Consider the following 13,018-nt stretch of genomic DNA (forward strand, 5'->3'; position numbering starts at 1 on the left):
TGCGCAATGCCCTTCCCATGACCCGCCGCTCTGCCCTGGCAGGCATGGCCGCACTGCCGCTGATCGGCTGCGGCGCGGAGGAGTTGATAGGCTCCTCCCCCACGTCCACACCGGCCCCCGTGTCACCGCCCGCCACGCAGTTTCCAACCGTTGCGGGCAGCCTTGATGGGGCCGCAAGCCGTTCTGGCCGGCGCTTTGGCAGCGCGATCTCGTGGAATGGCGGCACCACCGGCGGATCGATCCAGAACCCGCGCTATGCCGATGTGGTGAAGGCCGAATGCGGCCTGCTGGTGCCGGAAAACGAAATGAAGTGGCAGTTCACCCGCCCTTCGCCCGATGTTTATGATTTCGCCCGCATGGATGCGATTGCCGAATTTGCGCGGACCAATGGCAAGGCGCTGCGCGGGCATACCTTGCTGTGGCACCGCCCGCGCTGGTTCCCGGACTGGCTCAACAATTACGATTACGGCGCCAATCCCGCGCGCGAGGCCGAGCGCCTGCTGACCGACCATATCCGCACGGTGACGGATCGCTATCGCGGACAGATCGCCAGCTATGATGTGGTCAATGAGGCCATCGATCATGATCGCAACGCCACCATTGAGACCAGCATGAGCCGCGCAATGGGCAGCCCCGAAGCGGTGATGGACCTGGCGTTCCACACCGCGCGCGAACAGCTGCCCGATGGCGAGCTGGTGTATAATGATTACATGAGCTGGGAACCCGCCCATGCAGCGCATTGCAACGATGTGCTGCGCCTGCTGGAGGGCTTCCGCAAGCGCAACGTGCCGGTCGATGCGCTGGGCATCCAGTCTCACATAGAGATTTATTCGGTTGATCCGGCCACCGGCGTTGGCCCCTATCGCGAGCGCGAATGGCGCGACTTCATCGATGAGGTCGTGGGCATGGGTTACAAGCTGCTGATCACCGAATTCGACGTGAAGGACAAGGCGCTCCCATCCGCTGTCGCGCTTCGTGACGAGAAGGTGGCCGATTACACGCGTCGCTATTTCGATGTGATGCTCGATTATGCCGAGCTGTCGGACATTCTGGCGTGGGGCATGGTGGACCAGTTCAACTGGTTGCAGGGCTTTGCCCCGCGCGATGACGGGATGGAGGTGCGCGGAACGCCCTATTCCTCCACCTATCAGCCCAAGCCGATGCGAGAGGCGCTGGCCGCTTCGCTGTTGGACGCCGCAAGCTAATCCCTTCGCGCCGACTGCCGCGCTTGATGGCGCGCAGTCTGGCGGGAAGTCCCCCGCTCACACTCCACACAAGCAAAAGGCCGGCACCAGGTGCCGGCCTTTTTCTTTGCCCGGAAAGGAGTCACCCGGGATTTCGAGGGGGCCGCCCAGGGAGTGCGGCAGCCCCTTCGTTTCAATTATATCCCGCCAGCCCTCAGAACTGACCGCGCAGGATGAAGGAGAACCGGCGATCGTTCATGAAGTATGAGCGCGGTGCCAGCGCACCCGGATCACCGGTATAGGCCTGCAAGGTGGTGGTCACTTCGTTGAGCAGGTTGACGCCCTGCACACCCACCTTGAGGTTATCCGTCAGGCTGTAGAAGATCGACGCATCGAGCTGCCCGGTATCGTCATTGAAGATCGAATAATACGGGAAGATCACGTCGGTCGCCGTCAGCAGGAACTTCGACCGCCAGTTGTAGGCGGCGCGCATGGACAGCGGACCCTGCTCGAAGAACACCGTGACATTGGCATTGTGACGAGAGAGCTGTTCAAGCGGCAGATTGCCCGCCGGAACGGTGGAGGTGTTCGGAATATTGCCACCGTTGAGGAAGGTGTTGGGCAGGCCGGAACTGTCGATGAATGTGTAGTTCGCCGACATGCCAAGTCCGCCAAGCAGGCTCGGCAGGAAGTCGTAGGTCTGCTGGTAAGCCAGCTCGAAACCCTTGACCTTGCCGCTGCCATCGAAGTTGGCCGGACCGCGCACCAGCACATTCTGCGTGACGCCATTGTTGGTGATCGACCTGTTCGTCACGTCCTGGAAGAAGAAGTCCTTCACATTCTTGTAGAACAGGTTGCCGGTAAGCGAGCCGACCGTATCGAAATACCATTCGGCGGTCAGATCGAACTGCCATGCAGAAGCCGGACGGATCGAGGGGTTACCCGCGTTCGCCGTCAGATTGCCGCTCTGGTCCAGACCCAGCGTCAGGAAGTTGCGCAGATAGGAATTGTCCGGACGCGTGATCACCTTCGACGCTGCAAAGCGCAGCAACAGTTCCGGCGTGACTTCGAAGCGGACATTGAAGCTGGGCAGCCAGTAATCATAGCTGGTGCCAGCGATATCCGACCTGGTCGTCCCGTCGGCAAAGGTTTGCAGGTCGGCATAACCAGCCGGACCAAGCAGACAGACGCCGCCCGGTGACTGCGCCTCGGTGCCCGGAGGGGCGCCATCCGGGACGGTCGGTTCGCAGCGGACATCGTAATCGTCGACAATGTTGAACTGCTGCTGCGTGCCGACACCGATGCTGCCGATCGAACGGACATCGGTGCTGACGTAGCGAACGCCGATATTGCCGCCCAGACGATGGCCGCCCAGGAAATCATCCGAACCGAAGTTCAGCATGATATAGGCCGACTTGTCATCCTGCGAGATGGGCTGGATGTCCGCCGGCAGATACGGCGTTCCGGCGATTGCTCCATCGCGGCCCGACAGGGGATTCCACGAGGGGTTGGCGCCGTAGACGCGTGCCTGATCCTGAATCGACTGGAAGAAGGCAACGCTGCCGGCATAATCCTGCGTCAGATTGCCATTGTAGTAGAACCCACCCTGCGGTCCGGGCACCTGGCCGCGGAAGAAATTGGGGAATTCGTAATAGTCCGAAGAACCGGCCGGTGTGTCGGCAAAGTTGATCGGACGGCTGCCGCTCCACACTTCGCTGAGCATGCCCCAGTTATAGGTGGTGTAGCGAACCGTCTGGTCGCGGTCCTGATAACGGCCACCGACCTTGACCCGGCGGATGAACGAATCATCGTCGAATTCATATTCCAGGTCGGCACGGATGGCATATTGCTCGCCCGTGCTATCCTCGATGTGGTCCATCGCCGCACGCCAGAACTGGAAGCGCGGATCGGCGAAATATTCGGACTCGCTGGCGGCCAGCAGCTGCTCGCTGCCGCGAAGCGCGGGGTCCGGATTTGACCAGGTATAGCCCAGCTGCGCAGGCTTGTGCGGAATGACGACCGGCAGATTGCCCGTCAGATCCAGTTCCTGATCGGCATAGACGGACCCGAACACACTCACGTCGGTGCTCTGCTTGCGAGAGCTGGTGTAGTGCACGTCGATCATCCCATGCAGGCGATCGGTCAGCTGGCTGTCCACGTTGAAGCTGTAGTCGGAGTTGGTCGTCTCATCGAACACCTGACGACGCGCCAGCGATTGCTGCAGGCCGCCAACGGGTACGAAAGGCGAGCCGCCGCCAACCGAAGGATCGTTGGTGTTGGTGGCACCGCGCCAGCCATTGCTGGGATTGGTGATGTAGCCGGACTGGAACAGACCGTTGGCATCATAGGCATAGTTCTCGAACCCGCCGACCGGGCACTGCGCCCGCGTGGTGGGATCGCCCAGCGACCCGTCGGTGTTGATCACATTGGGACCGTTGGCATTCTGTTCGCAGCCCAGCGGATAGGTGCCATATTCGGCCAGATCGGGCGCGGTTTCGTAAGTATATTCGCCCCAGTCACTGGTTGAGTGCGAGCGGATGAATTCCGCCGTGACGGTGGTCCCGCCGTCGAGCGATTCATACTGCGCGGAAACAGCGATACCATCGCGCTTGCGGTTGAATTCCTGCGTGCGGAACTGGCCACCCAGCGGAGCAAACAGGCCGGTGTTGTAATCGGCATAGCCATCAGCTCCGGCAGCCCCGGTCGCGCCACATTCCGATCCGTCAACGGGCAGGGTGAATTCGTCGGCAGTGCCAGGCAGCGGATTGCGGCAAACCTGCACGCCCCCGGTGTTGGCAGAATCAACCAGCGTCCCGTCACGGGTCTGGAAGTTGGTGATCTGCAGGCCATCGGCCCGGCTGCGCACCTGCGAATAGGAACCGCTGACCAGCACGCCAAAGGTACCGGCTCCGGTTTCCCACGTGTTGCTGATCAGGCCGGACAGGTTGGGCGTCCATTCCTTGCTGAAGTCGCCATAATTGGCCTCTGCACTGAAGGCGATCTGGAAGCCGTTGTGATCCAGCGGCTTGCGCGTGATCAGGTTGACCGTACCGGCAAGACCACCTTCGATCATGTCGGCAGTGGCGTTCTTGCTGACGATCACCGAGCCGAGCAGTTCGGAAGGCACATCGGCAAAATTGAGCGCCTGACCGCCGACGCCGGCAGCAAAGGCCGTGCGGCCATTGAATTCGGAGCGAACGAAGTTGAGGCCGCGGATAACCACGCCGGAACCTTCGACCGAGAAGTGATCGGGATCGTTCGAACCGGCAAAGCGGTTGATCGCGATACCCGGCACGCGCTGAAGCGCCTCGGTTACGGAGCGATCAGGCAGGGCGCCGATATCTTCCGCCGTGATTGCATCAACCACAGTGTCCGAATCACGCTTGATGTTCTGGGCCGATGCCAGCGACTGGCGAATACCCGTGACAACGATCAAATCGTCATCATCGGGCGCCGCATCCTGCGCCATCGCCGCGCCGCTGGCGAGCATGCTGCCGATCACAGCGACCGACGCACCCGCCTTCAACAGACTGCGATTAATCCGAAATTCCGCGGCTCCAAGGCCGCCACAAAGCGCAGACGCTTTCCTCACAAGATGTCCCTCCCCATGTTAGCGCTACCATTAATATGTGCAGCGCTGATTTTTTTGTTACCTCACTGCATATCGACGCAATCCCGCCTTGGCAAGAGGGTGTTGTCACGACTAGGATCAACGGCATAAATAGATGTTGATGGATAATTGACCGTGGTGAGTGGAGCGGATGGTAACGATATCACGGAAGTGGTAATCGTCGGGGGAGGCACCGCCGGGTGGATGGCCGCGGCTGCTTTCTCCAAATATTTCGACAATGGAAAACGCCGATTCACATTAGTGGAATCGGACGCAATCGGCACCGTGGGCGTTGGTGAAGCGACGATTCCGCCGCTCAAGAATTTTAACCAGATGCTGGAAATCAACGAGAATGATTTCCTGCGCGAAACGCGCGCAACGTTCAAACTGGGCATCGAATTCGTCAATTGGGGCCAGCAGGGGGACCGCTATTTCCACCCGTTCGGCACCTATGGGCAGGACCTGCACGGCATCCCGTTCCACCAGCTTTATCTGCGTGAACTGGCGCATGGCGGCACCGCCGGGGGCATTCACGAATACTCGATGAGCTCGATGGCGGCGATCATGGGCCGATTCGGCAGGCCCGGACCGGGTGCCAAATCGCTCATTTCGCAGATGTTCTACGCCTTCCATTTCGACGCCGGCCTGTATGCTGCCTTCCTGCGCAGGAAGGCCGAGCAGCAGGGCACAATCCGCCGCGAGGGGCGCATATCAAAGGTCCACCGCGACGGGGAAAGCGGCGATGTGCGCGCAATCGAGCTGGACAGCGGGGAGCGGATCGAGGGCGATCTGTTCATCGACTGCTCCGGCTTTCGCGGCCTGCTGATCGAAGATGCGCTGGAAACGGGGTATGAGGACTGGAGCCACTGGCTGCCGATGGACCGGGCGATTGCCCTGCCCACCTCCAACATCAACTCACCGCCACCTTTCACCCGCGCAACGGCGCATGGCGCGGGCTGGCAGTGGCGCATCCCCTTGCAGCACCGCATGGGCAACGGCCACGTGTTCTCCAGCGCCTATATGGACAGTGAGGAGGCCACCCGCATCCTGCTCGCCAATGTCGAGGGGGAGCCGCTGGCCGATCCGCGTGAGCTGCGCTTTGTCACCGGCATGCGGCGCAAGGCGTGGAACCACAATGTCGTCTCGCTCGGCCTGTCATCGGGCTTTATCGAACCGCTTGAATCAACCAGCATCCACCTGATCCAGAACGGCATCGCCCGCCTGTTTGCGCTGTTCCCCGACAAGCAGATCAGCCCGGTGGAGCGTGACGAATATAACCGCGGGATGCGCGAGCTGTATGAGGACGTGCGCGACTTCATCATCCTGCATTACAAGGCCACCCAGCGCGATGACACGCCGTTCTGGCGCTATGTGCGCGACATGGACGTGCCGGACAGCCTGGCCACGAAGACGGAACTGTGGCGCCTGCACGGGCGCATCTTCCGCGAGAATGCGGAACTGTTTTCCGAACCCAGCTGGATCGCGGTGATGCTGGGGCAGAACATCATCCCGGCCCGCCACGATCCCATCGCCGATACGCTGGACGAGGCCAAGGTCGCCGCCGCCATGGCACAAATGCGCGAAGCCTATCGCCAGACCGCCGAGGGTCTGCCCACACAGGAACAGTTCCTGCGGCAGGCCGGCGCATGGGCGGATACCGGGGCAAACACTGAGGGCGGTGCGGTGGCGGCCCCTGCATGGACTCTCGCTGCATCATGAACGGCGCACCCATCCGCAACATCGTGATCGTGGGCGGCGGAACCGCAGGCTGGATGGCAGCCGCCGCCATATCGAAGATCATGGGCAAAATGCCGGGCCTCTCCATCAGTCTGGTGGAAAGCGAGGCGATTGGCACGGTGGGCGTGGGTGAAGCCACCATCCCGCAGATCAACCAGTTCAACAGCCTGCTGGGCATCGATGAAAACGAATTCGTGCGGGAAACCCATGCGACCTACAAGCTGGGCATCGAATTCGTCGACTGGACGCATATCGGGGACCGCTATGTCCACCCGTTCGGCCATTATGGCATCGACATGCTGGGGATCGAATTTCACCATTTCTGGCTCAGGGGGCTGGAATTGGGAGACAGCCACCCGCTCGATGACTATTCCATCGGCGCGATGGCGGGCAAGGCGGGCAAGTTCTTCTGGCCGCAGCCGGACCAGCCCAATTCCCCGCTCGCACGGCTCGGCTATGCCTTCCAGTTCGATGCGTCGCGCTATGCCCGATTCCTGCGCACGCGCGCAGAAATGCAGGGCGTCACCCGGATCGAGGGCCGCATCACCGAGGTCGAACAGGACGGCGAGAGCGGTTTTGTCACCGGCGTAAAGCTCGAATCGGGTGAGCTGGTGACGGGCGAGCTGTTCATCGACTGCTCGGGCTTTCGCGCGCTGTTGCTGGGCCAGACACTGGGTGTGGAATTTCGCGACTGGAGCAAGTGGCTGCCGTGCGACCGCGCCGTGGCCATGCCCTGCACCCACGGCGGATCGCGGGAGCCGCTCACCCGCTCCACCGCACGCGCCGCCGGCTGGCAATGGCGCATTCCGCTGCAACACCGGATAGGCAACGGCCACGTCTATTCCTCCGCCCATATGAGCGAGGATGAGGCGACGCAGATCCTGATAGACAACCTGGACGGTGAACCATTCGCTGCGCCCAACCATTTGCGCTTTGCCGCAGGCCACCGGGCCAAAGGCTGGGACAGGAATGTGGTCGCGCTGGGGCTTGCGGGCGGTTTTCTGGAACCACTGGAATCGACCGCCATCCATCTGGTGCAATCGGGCATTGCGCGGCTTATGGCGCTGTTCCCCACCACCACATTTTCCGCCAAGGAGATTGAGCGCTTCAACCGCGAGACCGAGCAGGATTACATCGACATCCGCGATTTCCTGGTGCTGCATTACAAGGCCACCACGCGCGACGATTCCGAGTTATGGAACTATTGCCGCAATCTGGAACCGACCGACGGGCTGAAGGAAAAGCTGGAGATGTTCCGCTCCTCCGGCCGGGTGATCCGCGATCATAATGAGCTGTTTACAGAGACCAGCTGGCTCTCCGTCATGGCGTGTCAGGGCATCACGGCGGGTGGTTATCACCCCGCAGCCGATTTGATGAGCGACGAGGAATTGCTGCACCGGCTGGGCCATATCCGGCAGGTGATCGCCACCGCCGTATCGCAGATGCCGACGCAGGAGGATTTCCTGCGCAGCAATGGCAGCGCGATCGATCCGGCCCTGCGCGTCACCTCATGAGCGGTTTGGCAGATCCGCCGCCGCTGGATGAAATCACCGGACCGATCGACCAGCAGCGCTTCGATCAGATACGCGCCGCCAACAGGCCCGTTGTTCTGCGCGGACTGGTGGAGCACTGGCCTGCGGTTGCAGCGGGGCGGCAGGGCGGCGCGGCGATTGTCGCCTATCTGCACCAGTGCGGCAGCGCGCGCCCGGTAACCGCCATCGCTGCAATGCCCGCTGAGAACGGCCGGTTCTTCTACAATTCCGATCTGTCGGGCATGAATTTCGTCAAGGGACAGGGCCAGCTCGGCATGTTCCTGGATGATCTGCTGCGTGCCGCAGACTTGCCGCAGCCGCCGGGGCTGGCGGTGCAGTCTGAAGGGGTGGCGGAACTGCTGCCCGCCTTTGCGCAGGCCAATCGGCTGGACTTGCTGGCCCATGTCCCGGCGCGCATCTGGATCGGCAATCGCATCCGCGTGGCCGCGCATTATGATGTGAAGGAAAATATCGCCTGCTGCGTCTCTGGCCACAGGCGCTTCACTCTTTATCCGCCCGAACAGATCGCCAATCTCTATCCCGGCCCCTTCGAATCCACGCCCGCCGGAACGCCGGTGAGCATGGTTGATGCCCATTCGCCCGATCTTGCCCGCTATCCGCGTTTTGCCGATGCATGGGCCAGCGCGCGTCAGGCCACGCTGGCGCCGGGCGATGCGATCTACATCCCCTATTGCTGGTGGCACGGCGTGGAATCGCTCGATCCGGTCAGCATACTGGTCAACTACTGGTGGAACGATGGCCAGCCTGCCGGAATTGGCGGCCCCTACGATGCGCTGCTCCACGCGCTGCTGGCCTATCGCCACCTGCCGCCAGGGCAGCGCGAAGTGTGGCGCGGGATGCTGGACTATTACGTGTTCGAAAAGTCCGGCGATCCCGCTGCCCACCTGCCAGATCACGCGGCGGGCGTGATCGGCAAGCCCTCACCCGGCCTGTTTGACAAGATGCGCCAGATCATCCGCCAGGCGCTTGGTTGAGCGCGGCGGGGACCTATTCTGACGGCCTGCCTTAAGCCGGTTTGCGCACTCTTGCTTCCGGAAGCGGGCAGGCATTCACCATCCTACCTGCCGCATTTTGGCGTGGTGCATGCCGTCACCTCGTGGATGTAGCGGTTCATGCCGCCCTCAACCCGGAAGGTTTGGCTGGTCGGGGTCCCCGGATGATAGGGCCCGAGGCCCGCATCGATCCAGGAGAAGTTATGGAAGATGCTGACGGCGCCCACGGTCTCATCGATGACATAGCGGCGGCTGCCCGTCTCTATCGGCTGCGGGAACGCCCCCATGGTGCAGGTCTGGCCTTCAGGGTCTCTGCTGCCTGTATAAATGCGGCCCTCCAGCCGGGCACATGGCGTGCCGTGCGGCACCGGCAGTTCGGGGTTGCCCCAATTGTCCAGATACGCGTCGGCCGCCGCCTGGATGGACTCGCGCGTGTCGCGCTGGCCTGCGGGGATCTCGCCCCAGTTCTCAACCTGCGTCTGGGCAAGATGCGCGTCCGCACCGAACACCCAGTCCCCTTCGTCGGTCACCACGGATTCCATTACGGTCACTTCGCCATCGCTCACCTCCATCCGCGTGTGGATCACGTAAGGGTGCGCGTTCGTGGCCGACACGAGTTCTGTGAAAGTGGCGCATTGCTCCGTGTCATAGAAGCTGCGGGTGAAGTCGACCGGCAGGGCCTGGGTCAGTATGCCCGCAGCAATGTCCACGGGCAGATTGTTCTCTCCGTAATACGATTCGGCTGCGAGAGGCACTATCGCGGGCTGGCCGGTCGATTGCGCTTCGACATAGGTCGCTGCCAACTGCCGCAGCATCCCCCGCTCGCACGCCGCCTGCGCATTCGTCGCCGCGGTCATGCCCGCCAGAATGATTGAGCACTTGATCGTGCCTCTTGCCAATTTCGATGGCCGGCTGCCCCATTCACTTTCACTTTTCATGAATATGTCCTCCCCTCAAGGTGCTGGCATCTATTGTGTGCCTGATCCTTGCCCATCTCCCCAGATGGCATGCTTGTGTTCAGGATGTTAGCGCGAAGCTGGCCGAGCAACAACATGCGGGCCGTCAATCGCGGTCAATATTGGTCCGCAGCGTTGTTCGAACCCCAAAACATTCCACACCGGCTTGTCTCTGGAGCCTCTTGCGGAAGCAGGCAGGTGGGCAAGCAGAGGGGGAGGATACAACAACTGTTACAGGCAATTGCCACCAGTCCCGCCATGGTGCCGGACTAAACCTTGGCAAAGCGAACTATCTGTTGCAGGATCACTCCAATAATAATGGCGGGACTCACAGTCCCGATGGAGGGGAAAACATCATGCGCCATCTTTCTGGCTTGCTGTCATCATGCCGGCTGCTTCCTGCGGCCCTTTTGCTGGGCGCGGGAACGGCTGCAAATGCGCAGGCAACTCACGACCATGCAGAGATGCAGGCAGACACAGGCCCGTCGACATCAGCGGTCAGGGAAATGCGCTGGTCCGATCCGGCGGCCTGGCCTTCGGGTGCGGTGCCGGGCGAAGGCGATGCGGTCACCATTGACCGGGACATGCATGTTGTCCTCGATGTCAGCCCGCCTGCGCTGCGCAGCCTGACGATCAGCGGCAAGCTGAGCTTTTCGGACCAGCGCGATATCGATCTGGTGACCGAGTGGATCTATGTTCCCGGCGGTGAACTGGAAATCGGCACAGAGGCCAATCCTCATAAACGCAATGCTTCCATCACGCTGACAGACAATGTCCCGGACGAAGATATCAACACCATGGGCGATCGCGGGATCATGCTCATGCGCGGGACGCTGAACCTGCACGGCAACCGGGAAAATACATGGACCAAGCTGGCCCGGACAGCCGAGCGCGGCTCCGCCCGGATCGAGGTGCTGGACGCCAGCGGCTGGCGTGTAGGTGACGAGATTGTCCTTGCCTCAACCGACTTTAACCCGAGGCAGGCCGAAAGGCGCCATATTACGGCTATCAGCGGCAACACGCTGACGCTGGATAGCGCGCTTGAATACATGCACTTTGGCGAGATCACCTTCGGCGTGGACGAGCGCGGCGAAGTGGGTCTGCTGACGCGCAATATCCGCATTCAGGCATCGGAAGATTCCGAGAGCAATTACTTCGGCGGGCACATCATGGGGATGGTCGGGTCCAAGATGTACGTCGACAGCGTTGAGCTGAGCCGCATGGGCCAGCACATGCATCTGGCGCGTTACCCGCTCCACTGGCACCTGATCGGCGAAGGGGAGGGGCAGTATATCAGGAATGCGGCCATCCACGACACCTTCAGCCGCTGCGTGACGGTGCATGGCACCAACAATCTGCTGGTAGAAAACAATGTGACTTTCAACACCGTGGGTCACTGCTTTTTCATGGAAGACGGGATCGAAACGGGCAACCAGTTCGTCCGCAACCTCGGCATCCAGACCAAGTGTCACCCGACGCTGCCGTGCGAGCCGACCAACCTGACCGATGCGGCCCGGGGCAGCCGGGGTCAGCAATCCGACCACATATTGATCCCTTCGGACAATACCGTCTCCACTTTCTGGATCACCAATCCGGACAATATCTATCGTGACAACGTGGCTGCCGGGTCGGACGCGGTCGGCTTCTGGATCGCCCTGCCCGCGCACCCGACCGGACAGTTCGAAGGATCGGAGATCAGTGCCCAGACCTGGCCACGCCGGATGCCATTGCGCGAGTTCAGCGGCAACACCGCCCACTCCAATTTTGACAGCCTGATGTTCGACCGGGGCCCTTCGCCCGATGGCACTTTCAATGTCGGCGGTGCCGGGCATATTGCCTATAATGATCCGACCGATCCGAGCAGCGGAGCAATACCGTCGGTCGTCGACAGCTACACGGCCTACAAGAACCGCAATGGCGCCATCTGGGGCCGCGGCGAATATCACCTGTTCACCAATCTCAAGCTGGCCGACAACGCCATCGGCTTCACCCATGCGGCGGGCGGCTATGGCGTGGCGCCTTACTCGTCACGGGTACAGGATTCGCTATTCGTGGGCGAAAGCGGCAATATCGGCAATCCCTCGACGCCCGAGGAAATTGCCTATGGCCGCACCTTGCCGCACGTAACGGCGGATTTCCCGATCCGCGGCTACGAATATTACGATTACCGCCATGACGTGGTGAATACGACCTTCGTGAATTACGAACCCAACGATCTGCGCGAAGCGGGTGCGCTGTCCTATCTGCTGTTCACCAGCTTCGGCATGAGCACGGAGAACATGGTCGAGAACGCCACGTTCGTTAACGCCCAGCCAGTTCATTTCCCGCAAATACAGCGCCGCTGGTCGTCGGACTTCGCCGGGCGGGCTGCCTACAGGAGTGCGACGATTCATGACGTCGACGGCTCGGTCAGCGGGACTGCCGGTGCCTACATCGTCATCGATAACGGTATGGCTTCGGCTGAAGACAGCTGTGTAATCAGAGCGAACTGGAATGCCGCCGTGTGCGTTGCCGACATGGGTCGCTTGAGCATCGACGATACGCGCCAGTTCCCCGAATTCGCTGCCGGCCCCGCCACCAATCCGGTTGTCCTTGAACGCAACGGGAAGCGGTTCGAATATAATGGCGAGACGACGATCCCCAGCGGTGCCCAGGTCCGGGTATCGACAGCGAGGGACAGCATGTCGCTTAACCTGCGGGAAATGGACCAAGGCTCTTGGGTGATCTTTGAGCTTCCCGGCTTCGCCGCCCCCGCTGGTAGTGCGCAGTTGGCCAGCATGGACGCCTTGCGCGCCTCAAACCAGACCGCATGGTTCAAGGATGGCGAGACGCTGTGGGTCAAGCTTGTGGTGGAGGACGCCACCGCCGACGGACCTGTGGTCGTACAGGTCGGCACCCTGCGGGCTCAGGCGACCATTGATGTGAGCAGGCAGGCGCCGGTGGCAACAGCTGCGCTGAGTGCTGGAGAGCCCCGGCGCGAATAACG

General features: G+C 61.5%; 7 protein-coding genes. 5 read left to right on the top strand and 2 right to left on the bottom strand.

From position 1 onward, the window contains the following. Positions 1 to 17 precede the first annotated feature (17 nt). A complete protein-coding gene (locus tag GRI32_RS05610; RefSeq protein ID WP_237437415.1) occupies positions 18 to 1,205 on the top strand; it encodes an endo-1,4-beta-xylanase in 1,188 nt (395 codons plus the stop codon). A gap of 193 nt (positions 1,206 to 1,398) precedes the next feature. Here the strand turns inward: GRI32_RS05610 and GRI32_RS05615 are convergent, their stop codons facing one another. Continuing rightward, positions 1,399 to 4,710 carry a TonB-dependent receptor gene (locus GRI32_RS05615; RefSeq protein ID WP_237437416.1) on the bottom strand — a complete coding sequence of 1,104 codons (3,312 nt, stop codon included), beginning with the start codon at positions 4,708 to 4,710 and terminating at the stop codon, positions 1,399 to 1,401. Between the two features lie 222 nt (positions 4,711 to 4,932). Here GRI32_RS05615 and GRI32_RS05620 point away from each other — a divergent pair, with 222 nt between their 5' ends. From GRI32_RS05620 to GRI32_RS05630, 3 genes are read left to right on the top strand one after another with little or no spacing between them, the layout of a single operon-like run. Next, the gene (locus GRI32_RS05620; protein ID WP_337190165.1) at positions 4,933 to 6,513 is read left to right on the top strand and encodes a tryptophan halogenase family protein; all 1,581 of its coding nucleotides are present in this window, start codon (positions 4,933 to 4,935) and stop codon (positions 6,511 to 6,513) included. After that, on the top strand, positions 6,510 to 8,045 hold the full coding sequence (locus GRI32_RS05625) for a tryptophan halogenase family protein (RefSeq protein WP_160590341.1): 1,536 nt from the start codon (positions 6,510 to 6,512) through the stop codon (positions 8,043 to 8,045). The genes GRI32_RS05620 and GRI32_RS05625 overlap by 4 nt, the downstream gene beginning before the upstream one ends. Then, positions 8,042 to 9,058, top strand: coding sequence for a cupin-like domain-containing protein (locus tag GRI32_RS05630; protein ID WP_160590343.1), 1,017 nt, complete (start codon positions 8,042 to 8,044; stop codon positions 9,056 to 9,058). The genes GRI32_RS05625 and GRI32_RS05630 overlap by 4 nt, the downstream gene beginning before the upstream one ends. An 83-nt stretch (positions 9,059 to 9,141) precedes the next feature. Here the strand turns inward: GRI32_RS05630 and GRI32_RS05635 are convergent, their stop codons facing one another. Next, a complete protein-coding gene (locus tag GRI32_RS05635) occupies positions 9,142 to 10,014 on the bottom strand; it encodes a DUF8021 domain-containing protein (RefSeq protein ID WP_160590345.1) in 873 nt (290 codons plus the stop codon). 374 nt (positions 10,015 to 10,388) lie between these two features. Here GRI32_RS05635 and GRI32_RS05640 point away from each other — a divergent pair, with 374 nt between their 5' ends. Beyond that, positions 10,389 to 13,016: a G8 domain-containing protein gene (locus GRI32_RS05640; RefSeq protein WP_160590347.1), complete on the top strand. Its 2,628-nt coding sequence runs from the start codon at positions 10,389 to 10,391 to the stop codon at positions 13,014 to 13,016. The last annotated feature ends 2 nt before the right edge of the window (positions 13,017 to 13,018 follow it).

The organism is Alteraurantiacibacter aestuarii (genome assembly GCF_009827405.1).
Lineage (GTDB): Bacteria > Pseudomonadota > Alphaproteobacteria > Sphingomonadales > Sphingomonadaceae > Alteraurantiacibacter > Alteraurantiacibacter aestuarii.

Bases quoted from the DNA above. Each gene is read 5' to 3' on its own strand.
- GRI32_RS05625 (WP_160590341.1), top strand. From the start codon at position 6,510: ATGAACGGCGCACCCATCCGCAACATCGTGATCGTGGGCGGCGGAACC.
- GRI32_RS05630 (WP_160590343.1), top strand. From the start codon at position 8,042: ATGAGCGGTTTGGCAGATCCGCCGCCGCTGGATGAAATCACCGGACCG.
- GRI32_RS05635 (WP_160590345.1), bottom strand. From the start codon at position 10,014: ATGAAAAGTGAAAGTGAATGGGGCAGCCGGCCATCGAAATTGGCAAGA.
- GRI32_RS05640 (WP_160590347.1), top strand. From the start codon at position 10,389: ATGCGCCATCTTTCTGGCTTGCTGTCATCATGCCGGCTGCTTCCTGCG.
- GRI32_RS05610 (WP_237437415.1), top strand. From the start codon at position 18: ATGACCCGCCGCTCTGCCCTGGCAGGCATGGCCGCACTGCCGCTGATC.